The 16,339-nt window shown below is 40.2% G+C and carries 16 protein-coding genes and 10 tRNA genes; 8 read left to right on the top strand and 18 right to left on the bottom strand.

Annotated elements, in window-relative coordinates:
- Positions 1 to 110 precede the first annotated feature (110 nt).
- From GQR52_RS14670 to GQR52_RS14645, 6 genes are all read left to right on the top strand, one after another.
- Complete coding sequence (locus GQR52_RS14670) at positions 111 to 1,121, top strand: RDD family protein (RefSeq protein WP_165728910.1); 1,011 nt, start codon at positions 111 to 113, stop codon at positions 1,119 to 1,121.
- Between the two features lie 88 nt (positions 1,122 to 1,209).
- The gene (locus tag GQR52_RS14665) at positions 1,210 to 1,461 is read left to right on the top strand and encodes a type II toxin-antitoxin system Phd/YefM family antitoxin (protein WP_165728909.1); all 252 of its coding nucleotides are present in this window, start codon (positions 1,210 to 1,212) and stop codon (positions 1,459 to 1,461) included.
- Complete coding sequence (locus GQR52_RS14660; RefSeq protein WP_165728908.1) at positions 1,451 to 1,741, top strand: type II toxin-antitoxin system RelE/ParE family toxin; 291 nt, start codon at positions 1,451 to 1,453, stop codon at positions 1,739 to 1,741. Before GQR52_RS14665 ends, GQR52_RS14660 begins: the two co-directional genes overlap by 11 nt.
- A gap of 89 nt (positions 1,742 to 1,830) precedes the next feature.
- Positions 1,831 to 2,682 (top strand): alpha/beta hydrolase-fold protein, encoded by an 852-nt coding sequence (locus GQR52_RS14655; protein WP_165728907.1) that lies wholly within the window; start codon positions 1,831 to 1,833, stop codon positions 2,680 to 2,682.
- An 88-nt stretch (positions 2,683 to 2,770) separates the two neighbouring features.
- Positions 2,771 to 3,220 (top strand): ATPase, encoded by a 450-nt coding sequence (locus tag GQR52_RS14650; protein ID WP_165728906.1) that lies wholly within the window; start codon positions 2,771 to 2,773, stop codon positions 3,218 to 3,220.
- A gap of 40 nt (positions 3,221 to 3,260) precedes the next feature.
- Complete coding sequence (locus GQR52_RS14645) at positions 3,261 to 3,605, top strand: 2OG-Fe(II) oxygenase (protein ID WP_165728905.1); 345 nt, start codon at positions 3,261 to 3,263, stop codon at positions 3,603 to 3,605.
- A gap of 87 nt (positions 3,606 to 3,692) precedes the next feature.
- On the opposite strand, the gene lnt is transcribed toward GQR52_RS14645, so the two are convergent.
- The 5 genes from lnt to miaB are packed head-to-tail and all read right to left on the bottom strand — an operon-like array spanning position 3,693 to position 9,152.
- On the bottom strand, positions 3,693 to 5,243 hold the full coding sequence (lnt, locus tag GQR52_RS14640; RefSeq protein WP_346774284.1) for an apolipoprotein N-acyltransferase: 1,551 nt from the start codon (positions 5,241 to 5,243) through the stop codon (positions 3,693 to 3,695).
- Positions 5,224 to 6,108, bottom strand: a complete 885-nt coding sequence (gene corC / locus GQR52_RS14635; RefSeq protein ID WP_165728904.1) for a CNNM family magnesium/cobalt transport protein CorC — start codon at positions 6,106 to 6,108, stop codon at positions 5,224 to 5,226. The genes lnt and corC overlap by 20 nt, the downstream gene beginning before the upstream one ends.
- A 22-nt stretch (positions 6,109 to 6,130) precedes the next feature.
- Entirely contained in the window at positions 6,131 to 6,589 is a 459-nt protein-coding gene (gene ybeY / locus GQR52_RS14630; RefSeq protein WP_002958542.1) for an rRNA maturation RNase YbeY, read from the bottom strand.
- A gap of 4 nt (positions 6,590 to 6,593) precedes the next feature.
- The gene (locus GQR52_RS14625; RefSeq protein ID WP_165728903.1) at positions 6,594 to 7,652 is read right to left on the bottom strand and encodes a PhoH family protein; all 1,059 of its coding nucleotides are present in this window, start codon (positions 7,650 to 7,652) and stop codon (positions 6,594 to 6,596) included.
- Between the two features lie 51 nt (positions 7,653 to 7,703).
- Complete coding sequence (miaB, locus tag GQR52_RS14620; RefSeq protein WP_165728902.1) at positions 7,704 to 9,152, bottom strand: tRNA (N6-isopentenyl adenosine(37)-C2)-methylthiotransferase MiaB; 1,449 nt, start codon at positions 9,150 to 9,152, stop codon at positions 7,704 to 7,706.
- A 169-nt stretch (positions 9,153 to 9,321) separates the two neighbouring features.
- On the opposite strand from miaB, the gene GQR52_RS14615 reads away from it, so the two are divergent.
- Both GQR52_RS14615 and GQR52_RS14610 read left to right on the top strand, forming a co-directional pair.
- The gene (locus GQR52_RS14615) at positions 9,322 to 10,578 is read left to right on the top strand and encodes an FAD-dependent monooxygenase (protein ID WP_165728901.1); all 1,257 of its coding nucleotides are present in this window, start codon (positions 9,322 to 9,324) and stop codon (positions 10,576 to 10,578) included.
- A gap of 154 nt (positions 10,579 to 10,732) precedes the next feature.
- On the top strand, positions 10,733 to 12,316 hold the full coding sequence (locus GQR52_RS14610; protein ID WP_165728900.1) for a bifunctional diguanylate cyclase/phosphodiesterase: 1,584 nt from the start codon (positions 10,733 to 10,735) through the stop codon (positions 12,314 to 12,316).
- A 41-nt stretch (positions 12,317 to 12,357) separates the two neighbouring features.
- Here GQR52_RS14610 and GQR52_RS14605 read toward each other — a convergent pair.
- The 13 genes from GQR52_RS14605 to GQR52_RS14545 all read right to left on the bottom strand — a co-directional run bounded on the left by GQR52_RS14605 (position 12,358) and on the right by GQR52_RS14545 (position 16,282).
- Positions 12,358 to 12,432, bottom strand: a tRNA-Gln gene (locus GQR52_RS14605).
- 39 nt (positions 12,433 to 12,471) lie between these two features.
- Positions 12,472 to 12,556: transfer RNA gene (locus GQR52_RS14600), tRNA-Leu, on the bottom strand.
- Positions 12,557 to 12,627: 71 nt separating this feature from the next.
- Positions 12,628 to 12,702: transfer RNA gene (locus tag GQR52_RS14595), tRNA-Gln, on the bottom strand.
- 38 nt (positions 12,703 to 12,740) lie between these two features.
- Positions 12,741 to 12,825 (bottom strand) — tRNA-Leu (locus tag GQR52_RS14590).
- Between the two features lie 71 nt (positions 12,826 to 12,896).
- Positions 12,897 to 12,971 (bottom strand) — tRNA-Gln (locus GQR52_RS14585).
- 38 nt (positions 12,972 to 13,009) lie between these two features.
- A tRNA-Leu gene (locus GQR52_RS14580) sits at positions 13,010 to 13,094 on the bottom strand.
- A gap of 90 nt (positions 13,095 to 13,184) precedes the next feature.
- A tRNA-Met gene (locus tag GQR52_RS14575) sits at positions 13,185 to 13,261 on the bottom strand.
- A 5-nt stretch (positions 13,262 to 13,266) separates the two neighbouring features.
- Positions 13,267 to 13,341 (bottom strand) — tRNA-Gln (locus GQR52_RS14570).
- Positions 13,342 to 13,380: 39 nt separating this feature from the next.
- A tRNA-Leu gene (locus GQR52_RS14565) sits at positions 13,381 to 13,465 on the bottom strand.
- A gap of 47 nt (positions 13,466 to 13,512) precedes the next feature.
- Positions 13,513 to 13,589, bottom strand: a tRNA-Met gene (locus tag GQR52_RS14560).
- Between the two features lie 332 nt (positions 13,590 to 13,921).
- A complete protein-coding gene (ychF, locus tag GQR52_RS14555) occupies positions 13,922 to 15,013 on the bottom strand; it encodes a redox-regulated ATPase YchF (RefSeq protein WP_007583951.1) in 1,092 nt (363 codons plus the stop codon).
- A gap of 53 nt (positions 15,014 to 15,066) precedes the next feature.
- Positions 15,067 to 15,651 (bottom strand): aminoacyl-tRNA hydrolase, encoded by a 585-nt coding sequence (gene pth / locus GQR52_RS14550; RefSeq protein ID WP_007583954.1) that lies wholly within the window; start codon positions 15,649 to 15,651, stop codon positions 15,067 to 15,069.
- A 19-nt stretch (positions 15,652 to 15,670) separates the two neighbouring features.
- The gene (locus tag GQR52_RS14545; RefSeq protein ID WP_008171830.1) at positions 15,671 to 16,282 is read right to left on the bottom strand and encodes a 50S ribosomal protein L25/general stress protein Ctc; all 612 of its coding nucleotides are present in this window, start codon (positions 16,280 to 16,282) and stop codon (positions 15,671 to 15,673) included.
- Positions 16,283 to 16,339: the final 57 nt, after the last annotated feature.

Here is a 16,339-nt window from a genome sequence, read left to right as displayed (position 1 = left end):
TTAGTTCACATATAGTTAGGGGTTGTTATCAGTTTATTTACTTTACCTTGAGCAAAAAATAAAAAACGCGTAAGTTAACCGGGTTACCTATTTTAATAACAAGAAAATAAATGAAAGCCAAAGAGATAGAACAATTAGAATTATCAAATTCTGAAACCCGAGAAGTTATTACACCCTACGCCTTTAAAATTGACAGTGCTTTACTAGGCTTGCCTTTAGCTACGCCAATTCGGCGTGCATTAGCGATAATAATTGATGTTGCACTGATATTTTTAGCAGCCAAACTCAGCGCGGCTTTAATAGCATTTGTCGCTGCAATGGCTTTTTATAAAGGCACCGCGCAACAGTACTTACCTAAAATGTCGTCGTTTTGGCGAAGAACCCTAAAAATTTTTGCAGCAAGTTTTTTATTTGTAAGCGCACTTACTGTGCTTTCAATTGGCATAGATTACCTAGAGGAAGATAACGCTGATCAAGGTCTAGCTGTTCAGGGCGTAAAAATACAAGATGAAATACAGCTTACCGCCACAGAAAAACAACGCGTAAATACTTATTTAGCGCAAACAGCCGATGAAAGCTGTGAGCAACCTTGCCAACAAAACGCGCTTGATAATTTAATAGGGGAAGTTCCCAAATTAGCAGAAATGGATGACCTACAAAGCCCACAACTTGCTACCGTGTTTTTACAGTTATTAGTACTCAGTGAAAATAACGAAATAAAGCCTGCAGAGTTAATAGAAGAAAAACCAGCGCAAACAACTACAAATAGTATTTTGCAGTGGAGCAAAGGCATTATTCAAGACCTAGGCTTGGGTTTTGGCTGGGCTGCTGTTTACTTTACGTTGTTCTCATTGCTTTGGCGCGGGCAAACACCAGGTAAAAAAGTATGTAATATCCGTGTGGTTGCCCTAAGCGGTGAGCCATTAGGTTTATTAGATTGCTTTGGTCGCTACGGCGGCTACGGCGCAGGTTTTGCAACCGGGCTATTAGGGTTCCTGCAGATATACTGGGATCCAAACAGACAAGCTATTCAAGATAAAATATCAGCGACAGTGGTTATTAAAGGTAACCTGAATCAACCTGTGAATGTTGAAACTGTTGTAGATGCAGTGAAAGATTAATAAAAACTAACAAGATTATAAAAAAGAATAGCTATAAATAAAAAAAGGTCTAAAATTAGGGCTTAATTTAGTTCTTTTTAGGTGTTTTATGAGACAAGTTTTAGCTGATTGTTCGGCAAGTATTTCAGAACTTAAAAAAAATCCAACAGCGCTTTTAAATGAAGCGGATGGCGCTGCAATAGCCATATTAAATCATAACAAGCCTGCAGCTTACTTAGTACCTGCAGCAATGTATGAGCTACTAATGGAACAACTGGATGATTATGAACTAACTAAAGTTGTTGAGAGCCGCAGGGGCGATTTATCTCAAGCGGTTGAAGTTAGTATAGATGACTTATAAGTTAAAGTTTTTACCTGCAGCCTTAAAGGAGTGGGAGAAACTTGCGCCACCACTTAAAAGCCAGTTTAAAAAGAAACTTACTGAGCGCTTAGATTGCCCGCATGTGCCAGCCTCTAAATTGCGGGGCTTTGATAATGTTTACAAAATAAAATTGCGTACAGCAGGATATCGCTTAGCTTACGAAGTTATTGACGACGAAGTTGTGGTTTATGTACTCGCAATTGGTAAACGTAATAAAGATGCAATATATAAAAAGTTAGCGTCACGAATTAAGGAATAGCTTACCTGCTTAGCAATAAAAGCGGTGTTTTGATTGTTCAAAGAAAGCCAAATGTTTCTTCTTGGTTTTTTATTAATACAAGGATATGTATGAAAGTATTATCAATAATATTTTTATATTTATTTTTTACAGTAAATGTAAATGCCTCAGAGTCTATTATTTTAGCCAAAACCTATCAGCTAAAATCTAGTGTTTTAAATGAACAGCGCAATTATAGTGTTTATTTACCGCTAAGCTACAGTGAAAACCCGAATCAAGTATATCCTGTGATTTACTTGCTTGATGGCGACCCAACCCATTTAAAAGCAGTTGCTGGACTGGTGGAAGCGCTCAGTACAGAGCGGCTAGAGCAGCAAATACAAGAAGCTATTATTGTTGCTATTCCTAACAGTAAAAATGCGATAAGAGAGCGCGACTTTACCCCTACAAATGTAGATTGGACATTTAACGGTAAGCTACTCGAAAAGTTTGAAAATATTGGCAACGCTGCAAACTACAGCGCATTTTTTGAAAAAGAACTCATTCCACTGATTAATAAAAATTACCGCACATCAACTAAACGCGTATTAATTGGCGAGTCTTTTGGTGGCTTGTTTGCCAGCTATGTATTGCTTACCAACCATGCGCTATTTACAGATTACTTAATTATTGATGCCACGTATCTTTGGGATAATAACTATCTCAATCGTTATTTTGATGAGAAGCAACTAATAAATAAGCTGCTTAAAGGCAATGTGTATTTTACCTTTGCAAATAACGGCGAAGTGTTTGGCGAAATTGGTAAAACAAATTACCGATGGGGTTTTGCATTTGCTGAAAAGTTAAAAGCACACTCAAGCGATAATCTCATTATAAATCAACGTTACTTTGAAGATGAAACTCATGGCACAGTCTCTGCGCTTAGTTGGTACTATGGATTAAAAAGCTTATTACAAAGGTAAATTTTTATTTGTAAACTTGGTGAGAAAAAAGAGTTACTTTGGGTATAGTATTTACGAAATTCAGTGGTAAAAATTAAAAGGGAATTAAATGAATAATAATTTCAATGAGATTATAAAAGGCTTTTTTTGGGGGGTAGGGTTTGTAATTGCAACTCTAGGTGGTATTAGTGTGTACGCGCTAACAATAGCCGCTGAGGTAGATAGTGGATTTAAAGAGCTGGTTTCTAATAAAACATTAGAGGCTACAGATGGCTTTAATAGTGATTATAAGCTTACTCTTTCTGATATTTTTAAAGAAAATGGGCGTGTAAGAATAACTGCAGAGCTAAAAAATATAACCAACGAAAGCATATATGCTGGTGGAGTTATTGCTTCTACATTTGATGAGAACGGCAAATTTGTTGGTAATTGTTTAGGTAAAAGCGATGACATATTTATAGAACCAAATAAGAGTAGCTATATTGATATTCACTGCAATCTACTCAGACCGCAGGCGAGCAGAGTACACTCTGCAGAATTAAAGTTTAAGTGGTTTTAAAACTTTAAAAAGAATTTTCGGAACAAATGAAAGTGTAGTTATGGCGAGAGAATTATTTAGTTGGCAGCGAGGGCGACAAGTGTCGGGCTACGATAAAATGTTATTGTGCCGTATGCTATTCCCTTTAAAATTTGATGCTTACTTAATTAAATTCCCACAAGGGAGTGAAATAAAACCGCATACCGATACAGTTAAAACTGGCAGGCACTTTAGGCTCAATATTGTGCTAAAGCATGCAGCTAAGGGTGGTGAGTTTATTTGTGGAAACCCAATTATAAATTATAGTCGGATTAAACTTTTTAGACCCGACATTGAGCAGCACCAAGTATTAAAAATAGAGCAAGGCACTCGTTATATTCTAAGCATAGGCTGGATTAAAAAGTAAATTTGCGTAGGTTGGGTAGAGCGAAGCGAAACCCAACAATAAACATCTTTTTTAAATAGCTGTCCACCGACAGCTATCAACCCTATTTTATTTTCTAAACCTAACCCCAAAACCACCAACACCCAGCAAAAACACAAATCCCCACACAAACACATTGCCGTATTGGCTGTACACGCTGTCGCCTTTTATGAGCTTAATATTAGCTTTCAATGTTGTAGCTTCAAACTGAGGCATGGTTTGTTGTGTGTGGCTTATGGGGTCGTATACGGCGCTTACACCATTGTTGGTAACGCGCACTAGAGGGCGTTGTAGTTCGAGCGCACGCATACGGGCTATTTGCATATGTTGCAAGGGTCCAATGGAGTCGCCAAACCAGGCATCGTTACTTACAGTAAAGAGTAGGTCGGAGTCGCTTTTGTAATTACCGCGTACTAAGTCGGCAAAAACAATTTCGTAGCAAATAGCGGGAAGTAAATTAAAGCCATTGGCGCGTAAGTTGTTTTGCACTTTGTCTCCACGTGTAAACGACGACATAGGTAAATCGAATAGTGGGGCAATAGGGCGCAGTAAATCTTGAAACGGTACAAACTCGCCAATCGGTAATAGCTGGTGTTTTTGATAGCGGTTTTTATCAAGGTAATGATAATGCCCGTGCTCGTCGTCGCGTTCTTTATTACCGACCACAATAAGTGTATTGAATATGTTTTTGGTGTCGCGTTGGTAGTCAACAATACCGGTTACAAGGGCGGTTTTATTAAACGACGCTGCACTGTCTAAATTAGCTAGGTACGAGTCAGCAAGCATTTCTATTTCGGGCACTGCGGCTTCGGGCCATACTATTAAGTCGGCATCCCAATGTGGGCGCGTCATGTCTTGGTATTTGCTCATGGTGGTCCAAAACTCACTTGGCTCAAAACGCAGGTGTTGTTGTATGTTCCCTTGAACGAGTAATACCGACATGTTTTTATCTGTGTAATGAATACTGCCTGTGGTACTTGCGCCTGTAAAAATGAGCGCAACAGCAGTAGCGGTAACAACAGGGGTTTTAAAATCTTTTTGGGTTAAGCGATAAAGTGCAAAACCAATTGCGATGCATACGAGAGTTAAGCCAAACTCGCCAATATAAGGGGCAAGCAGCCTGAGTGGTCCGTCGGTTTGTGTGTAGCCAAAACTTAACCACGGAAAACCAGTAAGTACTGTTCCGCGTAAATACTCACTAATTGCAAAGCAAGCAATGAGTAATGCACCAAAGCTTTTAGGGCCAGTGGCAAAGCGTGTGGTTGCCCAAAAGGCAAGGGCTGGAAATAACGCTAAGTAGGCGCACAAAAATGCCATTAACGAGAGCGACGCTATAAGCGGCATTCCGCCAAAGGTGGCAATAGAAACATGGACCCAGCTTATACCTGCACCAAACCAACCTAGGCCAAATATAAAGCCATATTTAGCAGCGGTTTTTGCGTGTGCTTTACCGGTATTATTAGGGTTAATGCAAAAAATTATGGCACCAAGGCTAATAAATACAATGGGCCAAATTTCAAAGGGGGCATAGCCAAAAGTTAAAACAAGGCCCGCAACCAGTGCGAGCCATGCTTTTTTATCTTTTGCTAATAGGGTAAGTCTAGTTAGCAGTTTCTTCACTGTCGTTATCATCATCCTTAGGAACGGTGACTTGCAGTTGCAAAATACGACGATTGTCGGCGTTGGTTACTTTAAATTGGTAACCTTCTATGTCAATCGTTTCACCACGGCTTGGCATGTGGCCAAATGCGTGCAGTACAGTTCCACCAATAGTATCGGCTTCGTCTGTGCTGTAACCTGTTTTAAAATGCTCGTTAAAGTCATCTACAGGTGTGAGTGCTTGCACTACGTGAACATGTTTAGCAAGTCGACGAATATCTTGATGTTCTTCTTCTTCGTCGTGCTCATCTTCGATTTCGCCAACAATTATTTCAAGAATATCTTCAATCGTTACTAAGCCCGATACGCCGCCGTATTCGTCAATAACAACAGCCATATGGTAGCGTTGCTGGCGAAATTCGTTTAGCAGTGTATCAACACGTTTGCTTTCAGGTACTACCATTGCTGGGCGTAAATAATCGCGTATTGATGGTAAGTGCTCGTCTTTATTTAAGATCAGTGGCAATAAATCTTTAGCGAGCAAAAAACCTTCTACATGATCTTTATCTTCAATCACCACCGGAAAGCGTGAGTGAGTTGAGTCAACCATCATTGGAATTAGCTCTTCAAGCGGCTTGTCGATCTCAAGAGTGATCATTTGTGAGCGCGGAACCATTATGTCTCGCACTTTAAGCTCAGACACGCCAAGCACACCTTCTATCATCTCTTTTGTTTCTGGATCGATTACGTCTCGTTCTTGCGCATCGGCAATAACTTCGACCAGCTCTTCTCTATTCTGGGGTTCCCCTTGCAACATTTGAGCTATTCTGCCCAACCACGTTTTGCCAGAAGAACCCTGGCTAGATTGCGAGTTACCGTCGCTCATTGCGTCTAATTGCTCCGTTAATTTAAATATCGTCCCGGTATGGGTCTGCTATGTTCAGCTCTGCAAGTAATTGCTTTTCTATGCTTTCCATCTCTAAAGCATCGTCACTCTTTATATGGTCAAATCCAAGCAAATGCAAGCATCCGTGAATAACCATGTGAGCAAAGTGGTCATGAAATGACTTCTCTTGCTCAATTGCTTCAGCTAATACAATGGCTGGGCAAATAATTAAATCACCAACTAAGGGAATATCTATTCCTGGTGGTGCTTCAAATTCGAACGACAGTACGTTGGTCGGTTTATTTTTACCACGGTAGTCGTTATTAAGCTGTTGCGATTGCGCTTCGTCGCTAATAACAATACTGAGCTCTGACTCATCACGATATTGGCTAAGGGCTTTGTCGGCCCACAGTGCAAATTGCTCTTCGCTTGGGAGGTTGTCAAACTCACAGGCTATTTGTAAATCAAGTTCGGTTGTCAAAGTATTACTCTTTAGTAGTAGGCTGTTGAAGAGCAGCAAGTGCGTCTTTTGCATTTTGCTTTTCAATGCGCTTTAGTCGCTCGCTTTCGTCGTTACGCTCGTAGGCTTCAACTATGCGTGCTACAACAGGGTGGCGTACTACGTCTTGGGCTTTAAAGTAGTTAAAGCTAATTTCGTTTACACCATCAAGTACTTCCATTGCATGGCGAAGGCCTGAGCGTGTACCACGTGGTAAATCAACCTGTGTAATATCGCCTGTAATAACCGCTTTTGAGTTAAACCCTATGCGAGTTAAAAACATTTTCATTTGCTCGGCGGTGGTATTTTGGCTTTCATCTAAAATAATAAAGGCATCGTTTAAAGTACGTCCGCGCATGTAAGCAAGCGGGGCTACTTCGATGATATTTTTTTCGATGAGCTTTTCTACTTTTTCAAAACCTAGCATTTCAAAAAGAGCGTCGTAAAGAGGGCGCAAGTACGGGTCTATTTTTTGACTTAAATCGCCTGGTAAAAAACCAAGCTTTTCGCCCGCTTCTACAGCAGGGCGCGTTAATAATATGCGGCGTATTTCTTGGCGCTCAAGGGCGTCAACGGCGGCAGCAACGGCAAGGTAGGTTTTACCAGTACCAGCAGGACCAATACCAAAGGTAATATCGTGGTGTAAAATATTAGCCACATAAACACCTTGGTTATCGTTACGTGGTTTAATTACACCACGGCGTGTTTTAATCACCATATCTTTGCCATAAGCGCTGCTTGATGCGTCTTGCTCTAGGGCTTTTGATTCGGTAATAGCTAAATGAACGGCGTCGGGTTCTATTTCGCCTAACACACCACGCACTGGTTGAGTATCAACATAAAGGTTTTTTAAGATTTCTACAGCGCCGGCGCAGTTGTGTAATTTACCGGTTACTTTAAAAAAGTTGTCACGGTGAATTATTTCAACAGCCAGATGGCGTTCAATTTGTTTGATGTTTTCGTCAAACGGGCCACATAAAGAAGAAAGGCGTTTGTTATCGGCAGGTTCTAAATAAATCTCTAACGTTTTTAACTGATTACTCAAAATTGCTTCCTATAGTACTGCGCCAGTGTTAACTGGCGCTAATAATTTTGACTAAGGAACGAAAGTAGCTACGCCAATTTCGTTAACAGTGTCTGGTTTTGGCTCTGCAGCTGCAGCTTTAGTTAAAATAGCTGAAGGCGCGATTTCACGTCGTAAGTTCATTTCTGATTCTGTACGAATTAAGTCACCACGTAAAGAGTTAGGTAGTGCTTCGGTAATACGTACGTCAACAAACTGTCCGATCACTGTGTGTGGGCCAACAAAATTTACTACACGGTTATTTTCGGTACGGCCACGTAATTCCATTGGGTTCTTTTTAGAAGGACCTTCAACAAGTATACGTTGCTCTGTATCGAACATTTGACGGCTAATTTGCTGCGCCATTTGTGTAATACGATTTTGTAGTAAGTATAAGCGCTCTTTTTTCTCTTGCTCTGTTACGTCATCTGGCAAATCTGCCGCTGGCGTACCTGGGCGCGCGCTGTAAATAAAGCTAAAGCTCATATCAAAACCAATGTCGCTAATAAGCTTCATGGTTGCTTCAAAGTCTTCTTGGCTTTCGCCTGGAAAACCAATAATGAAATCTGACGACATGCTTAAGTTAGGACGAATTTTACGTAACTTACGGATAGTCGATTTGTATTCAATTGCCGTATGGCCACGTTTCATTAGGTTTAATATACGATCTGAACCACTTTGCACTGGTAGATGTAAGTGATCTACAAGCTCTGGTACATCAGCGTAAACGTCTATAATATCAGGCGTAAATTCTACTGGGTGCGATGTGGTGTAACGAATACGGTCAATACCATCAATAGCAGCAATAAGACGAATTAAATCTGAGAAGTAACAAATTTCGCCATCGTGCGTGTCGCCGCGGTATGCATTTACGTTTTGGCCAAGTAGATTTACTTCACGTACGTTTTGCTCAGCAAGCTGTGCAATTTCAAGTAGTACGTCATCTACCGGGCGGCTAACTTCTTCACCGCGAGTGTACGGTACAACACAAAAAGTACAGTACTTAGAACAGCCTTCCATAATTGATACAAATGCAGATGGGCCATCGGCTTTTGGCTCTGGTAAACGGTCAAACTTTTCAATCTCTGGGAATGAAATATCAACAACCGATGAGCCTTTGTTGCCTTGCACTTGTTTAATCATTTCTGGTAAACGGTGTAGCGTTTGCGGGCCAAAAATAACATCTACAAATGGTGCACGCTGGCGAATAGAGTCACCTTCTTGTGAGGCAACACAACCACCTACACCAATTATTAAATCTGGCTTGTCGTCTTTTAACAACTTCCAACGACCTAACTGGTGAAATACTTTTTCTTGCGCTTTTTCACGAATTGAACAGGTGTTAAGTAAGATTACGTCGGCATCTGTTGCATCATCAGTTAGCTGGTAGCCGTTGGTGGCATCTAAAAGTTCAGCCATTTTCTGAGAGTCGTATTCGTTCATCTGACAACCCCAGGTTTTAATATGCAGCTTTTTGCTCATTGAAATATTGCCTCGTGTTCAATTCGATAGTGGCACAAAAATGTGCTAGAAACAGGATTAAGGAGCAAGCATGCTCACTTAAAGGAGGCGTATTTTAGCTGGATACCCGCCCAGATCCAAGTATAGTTTTCATGTTTGTGATCTCAAATCAATACAGGGCGAGTTTAATGTGCTGTTAGGGATATCCTCTGGTATAAAACAAATTAATTTTGATACAATCAAAACAGACTCAAGTAATAATAAAATGATGAAAAACATGACTAAAAATAATGTGATAGTAGTTGGCGGAGGCATGGTTGGCGCGGCTATGGCGATAAAGCTGGCTCAACAAGGCTTTGGCGTGCGCATAATCGAAAAACACCTAATAGACCCATCACACATTCTTAGTAGCGATAAGGTGGATATTAGAGTGTCGGCTATTAATCGTTTTTCAGAAAATTTACTTGATGAATTAGGGGCAATGCCGCTTTTAAGGCAAAATCGTATAGCGCCTTATCAACAGTTAGAAGCATTTGAGCGCGGTGGAGATAATTTATTATTCGATTGCGCCGATATAAACACGACACATTTAGGCCACTTGATTGAAAATAGTTTAATTCAAGCAAGTTTGTGGCAGCAATTTGGGCGTTATAAGATTGAGGTAATTGAGCAATCATTACCGGTTACTAAAATAGAGCAAACGGATGATTTAATTACGCTTGTGTATGGAATGCAAACCTATACAGCTGATTTAGTAATTGCAGCCGATGGCGGGCAATCGCAGCTGCGTGCTAAAGCTAATATAGGAATTACTGGCTGGCAGTACCAACAGCATTGCATGGGGGTGTTAATTAAACTCGATGCACCGCAACAAATTAAAACATGGCAACAGTTTACACCAACCGGGCCATTGGCATTTTTACCAATGCAGGCACCGTACGCTAATTTAATTTGGTACGACGATGCAAATACACTGCAAGCATTTAGAGGGTTAAACCCAGAGCAGTTAAAAGCGCACATACTTAATAAGTTTCCAGAACTTGCTGGAGACTTTGAAGTACAGACCCATGCGATATTTCCGCTTACTCGTCAGCATGCTAATAGCTATTCGCAAGGGCGCTTGGTTTTAGTGGGCGACGCTGCACATACAATTAATCCCCTTGCAGGGCAGGGCGTTAATTTAGGTTTTCAGGACGTAGTGGCACTTGCTGAGGTTTTAAACGAAGCAGGAGATATAGGTTGCCCACTAAAACTTAAAGAATACGAGCGAGCTCGCCGCAGGGCTAATTTATTAATGATGAGCATGATGGACGCGTGTTACTTTGGGTTTTCTAATCAAATTACGCCACTTAAATGGGCACGCAGCCAGTTTTTAAAAATGGCTAATAATACGGGGCCAATAAAAAACTGGGTTTTAAAATACGCAATTAGTGGTGATTTAGGCTAAATTTAAAGTAGATATTAGAAAGGCTCATTTATGAGCCTTTTTTTATGTCTGTTTTTAAGTCAGCAAATAGTGACTCGGCTATATTGAACACGGTTTTAATTTAACTGGTGTTACATCACTAAATCGCAATTTAATAACTTTAAAGAGCCTGTGTGTGGATAATTTTTTTACAGTAATAATTATTTTAGGTGCGCTACTGCTTGTTGCTAGCTTAAAAACAACCGTTAAAGTTTGCAAAAAAACATCGCAAAGAGCATGGAGTGTACTGCTATGCGCTATTATTTTTTTTATTATAGGGTATTGGTGGATACTCTATTATTTTTCAAACCACGACATTGCACCCGTCGTTATGAATATGGTGGCTATGTTGTTACTTGGCGGTGGTGGGTTTGTTTTTTTAGTTATTAAACTGAGCTTAAAAAGTATTCTTAAAATAGAGCAAGCAACGCAGTATCAAAAATATCAAACTGAGCACGATAACTTAACAACTCTACCTAACCGCGATAAATTTTTTAAATCTTTAAGTAAACAAGTTGAATATCCTTCCCCATTTTCACTATTTTATATCGACTTAAATAACTTTAAACAAATTAATGATGCGTTTGGGCATCAGTGTGGTGACCAACTCTTGGCTGCATTTGCCAATAAACTAAATAAAGAATTATGCGGCATTGCTAAGTTATATCGAATAGGTGGCGATGAGTTTGCTTTTTTATTGCATACCGATACAGATGAAAGCATGAATTATTGTGTAAACATTATAAACTCAGCCGTCAAAAGTCCGTTTTGTACGAATGAGCAAATGGTTAAAATACAATTAAGTATAGGCGTAAGCCGTTTTCCTGATGATAGCCGATTGCCCGATCAGCTATTAAAAAAAGCTGACTTGGCACTGCATGAAGCTAAAAAAACATTTCAACCTTTGGTAAATTACTCATCTGCAATAGGTAAACGAGCTGAGGACTTTTTTGATTTATCAGCCAAAATTAAAGTGGCATTACATAAAGATGAGTTTGAGCTTTATTTACAACCCATAATGGACTCTAAAGATCTGCAATTACATGGCCTAGAAGCGCTTATCCGATGGCCGCAAGATGATGGTAGCTTTATTAGTCCAGAAAAGTTTATAACCGTAGCTGAGCGTACAGGGCTTATTTTTCCTTTATCGAAATGGGTTGTACAAGAAGCCGTTAATCATATTAGAAAGCTCAAGCTATTTGGTTTCACCGGTACTATACATGTCAATTTATCAACGAAAGATATTGAAAGCAGCGAGTTTTACGATTTTATAATTAGTTTACTCGCAACCGACCCTACATTAAGCGACTCGTTAATTTTTGAAATTACAGAAGGTGCAATGATGACAAATATACCGGCTGCTAGAAAAATGATGCAACAGTTGAGTATGCGCGGGTTTAAATTTAGTGTTGATGACTTTGGTACTGGCTTTTCGTCACTGTCGTTATTAAGAGAGCTGCCAATTAATCAAATAAAAATTGATCAGTCGTTTGTCAAAGATATGCTTACTAACTCACCTGATTACGCCATTGTAGAATCTACATTGTTTTTAGCGAGTCGATTAAATTGCGATGTAGTTGCTGAAGGAATAGAAACTAAAGAGGTAGAACAGGCGTTGTTGAGTCTTAACTGTGATTATTTACAAGGGTATTTATATAGCAAACCAATAAATATAGATGAATTTATAAATGTTTATTTAGGTGCAGAAAAAGTAAGTTGAATTTAATGAGTATTGAGAAGTTTTAGATAGGGGAGTCAAATTGGCTGGGATACCAGGATTTGAACCTGGGAATGCCAGGATCAAAACCTGGTGCCTTACCGCTTGGCGATATCCCAACTATAAATTTGAATTAGTTTTAGTTCTTAATAAGAACATGGTGCGGAAGGAGAGACTTGAACTCTCACAACCTAAGTTACTGGAACCTAAATCCAGCGCGTCTACCAATTCCGCCACTCCCGCATCACTAAGTTGCTAATTTAAACTCCAAGCTAGAGCAATTCTTTTATCCAACTTTCCTTGGTAGAAGAAGTTGGCTGGGATACCAGGATTTGAACCTGGGAATGCCAGGATCAAAACCTGGTGCCTTACCGCTTGGCGATATCCCAACAAAGAATTCTTTATAATTTTAGTTCTTATGAGAACATGGTGCGGAAAGAGAGACTTGAACTCTCACAACCGAAGTTACTGGAACCTAAATCCAGCGCGTCTACCAATTCCGCCACTCCCGCATCAACAATTTGCCAATTTAAACTCTAAGCTAGAGCAATTCTTTTATCCAACTTTCCTTGGTAGAAGAAGTTGGCTGGGATACCAGGATTTGAACCTGGGAATGCCAGGATCAAAACCTGGTGCCTTACCGCTTGGCGATATCCCAACAAAGAATTAATGATAATTTTATTTCTTATCAAGAAATGGTGCGGAAAGAGAGACTTGAACTCTCACAACCGAAGTTACTGGAACCTAAATCCAGCGCGTCTACCAATTCCGCCACTCCCGCATCGTTTGTACAATAAAGTACAGGTAGTTATTTTAAACTCTTCATTGAGCTGCAATTTAACTCTTGCAGAGCCATTTCTAAAAGAAGAAATGGTGGCTAAGACGGGATTTGAACCTGTGACCCCATCATTATGAGTGATGTGCTCTAACCAGCTGAGCTACTTAGCCATTGTTGGCTGGGATACCAGGATTTGAACCTGGGAATGCCAGGATCAAAACCTGGTGCCTTACCGCTTGGCGATATCCCAACAATAACAATTGATAGTTTTAATTCTTATCAAGAATTATGGTGCGGAAGGAGAGACTTGAACTCTCACATCCTAAGATACTGGAACCTAAATCCAGCGCGTCTACCAATTCCGCCACTCCCGCACACAAGGTAGTTATTTTAAACTCTTCATTGAGCAACAAAAAAATAATGGTGGCTAAGACGGGATTTGAACCTGTGACCCCATCATTATGAGTGATGTGCTCTAACCAGCTGAGCTACTTAGCCATCTTTTTTTGTTAGCACTTCATCGCTGAGTGCGGGGCGTATTATGCTGATATGACCCAAATTCGTCAACACCTTTTTTGCAAAAAAACACTTAACTGTGTTTGTTTGCAGGAAAATTAAGCTAACAGGCTAAAATTTAATAAAAATGCTGTTTTTTTAGCTGCCTTTAAGGCGCGGAATCTTAATTAACCCTGTACTTCTTTAATTAAGCGATATTACAAAGATAGACTAGTTGAGGCTAATTATTATTTTTATAATGCTTAAATACAAAAAAGGCTCGTAAAAACGAGCCTTTAAAAATTATTACCAAGTGAAATTGGTTTAATTTGTACTTATACGTTGAACAAGAAGTTCATTACATCGCCATCTTTAACAATGTACTCTTTACCTTCTTGACGCATCTTACCTGCTTCTTTTGCGCCACTCTCACCTTTAAAGGCAACAAAGTCGTCAAAAGCAATAGTTTGCGCACGGATAAAGCCACGCTCGAAGTCGGTATGGATTTTACCCGCTGCTTGTGGTGCTGTTGCACCTACAGGGATTGTCCATGCGCGTACTTCTTTTACGCCAGCTGTGAAATAAGTTTGTAATTGTAGTAATTCATAACCACCACGAATAACAAGGTTAAGACCTGGCTCTTCTAGACCAAGATCAGCCATAAACTCTAGCTTGTCTTCGTCATCTAGTTCTGAAAGCTCAGACTCGATAGCGGCACATACAGGAACAACAATCGCATCTTCAGCTGCGGCAATAGCGCGTACGCGGTCAAGGTATGGGTTATTTTCAAAACCATCTTCAGCAACGTTTGCAATATACATTGTTGGTTTAATCGTTAAGAAGTTAATAGAGCTGATTGCTGCTTTTTCTTCTTTAGTTAGTGCTAGACCACGTAAAGTTAAGCCTTCGTCAAGATGCACTTTTACTTTTTCAAGTACAGCATTTTGCTCTTTAGCGTCTTTATCGCCACCTTTTGCTTTTTTTGAATTACGGAAAAGGGCTTTTTCAGCGCTATCCATATCAGCAAGTACTAACTCAGTGTTGATTACGTCAATATCGTCAGCAGGGTCAATAGTGCCTGCTACGTGGATGATGTTTTCATCTTCAAAACAGCGAACTACGTGGCCAATTGCATCGGTTTCACGAATGTTAGCTAAAAACTGGTTACCAAGGCCTTCACCTTTAGATGCGCCTTTTACTAAGCCAGCAATGTCTACAAATTCCATACTGGTGGTAAGAACTCGTTGAGGATTAACTATTTTAGCAAGTTCGTCTAGACGAGGATCTGGTACAGGTACCACACCTGTATTAGGCTCAATGGTACAAAAAGGAAAGTTAGCGGCTTCAATACCCGCTTTAGTTAGTGCATTGAAAAGCGTTGATTTACCAACGTTAGGCAAGCCAACGATGCCACATTTAAAACCCATAGTAAGATACCTTGTTTAGAATTCGTTTAAACGGTGTACTTGGACCCAAGTTACTAGGGTTTAAACGAATGTAGTCTGTTTTGTGCTTTTAACACACCATCTTTTGCAAGTATTTCCATGCAACGAACTGCTTCATCAACAGCAGCATCCATTTTTTCTTGGTCTGCTTTGGCCGCTTTTCCAAGCACCCAACCAGTAACCATTTCACGATGCCCCGGATGACCTACACCAATGCGCAAGCGCATAAAGTCTTTTTGATTTGCCATTTTTGCAATAATGTCTTTTAAACCATTATGACCGCCATGCCCGCCGCCTTTTTTTAACTTGGCAACGCCTGGGTCTAAATCCAATTCGTCATGGGCAACTAAAATGTCCTCGACAGGGATTTTGAAAAAATTAGCTAAACTACCGACCGCTTTACCACTTAAATTCATGTAAGTAGTGGGGATCAATAATTTGAATTCTTGGCCTTGAATGATCACTTTGCCTGTAAGGCCGTGATATTTAGGATCGTATTTTAGGGTGCAGTTGTAGCGTGCAGCGATTTGCTCGATGAACCAAGCACCTGCATTGTGGCGTGTGTTTGCGTATTCGGGGCCTGGATTAGCCAGGCCCACAAGCATTTGAATAGAATTCAAGGTTGCGAGACCTTAAAAATTATTCTGCTGCTGCAGCGTCGTCTTCAACTGGAGCTGCTTTGTTTGCTTTGATAGTCAGGATAGACTGATCATGGCCTTCGCCTTTACCTAAATCTACAGAGCTAACGCCTTTAGGGAAAGTAAGGTCAGAAATATGAACAGAATCGCCAACAACAAACTTAGAAACATCTACTTCAATGAATTCTGGAAGTGCTTTTGGAAGACACGTAATTTCAACTTCAGTTAACTGGTGAACAACAGTTGCGCCAGCTTTAGTTACAATATCTTCACCGATGAAGTGAAGAGGAACTTTAGTTTGAAATTTATGAGTAGCATCTACACGTTGGAAATCAAGGTGAGTAAGCTTAGGCTTGAATGGGTGACGTTGGATATCTTTTAAGATTACTTCAACAGCTTCGCCATCTACGTTAAGCGTAAGGATATGCGTGTAAAAACCTTCGTCTTCTTGTGCTTTGATCATATCTTTATGAGCAAAAGTAAGAGATAAAGCTTCTTTGTCAGCTCCGTAAAGGATTGCAGGAACTTTGTCTTCGCGACGTAGGCGGCGGCTCGCACCAGTACCAGTTTCTACGCGAAGTTCAGCGTTATATGTATAAGTTTTGTTAGACATGATGTCTCCAGTTATTAAAATGTGTAGGGCCTTTGCGACCAAGGTCCCTAGCCAAAA

Source organism: Pseudoalteromonas sp. 31A1 (assembly GCF_011378815.1).
Taxonomy (GTDB): domain Bacteria; phylum Pseudomonadota; class Gammaproteobacteria; order Enterobacterales; family Alteromonadaceae; genus Pseudoalteromonas; species Pseudoalteromonas arctica.
Note: the sequence above shows the minus strand (reverse complement) of the source record. Positions and strands in the feature narration are given on the sequence as shown.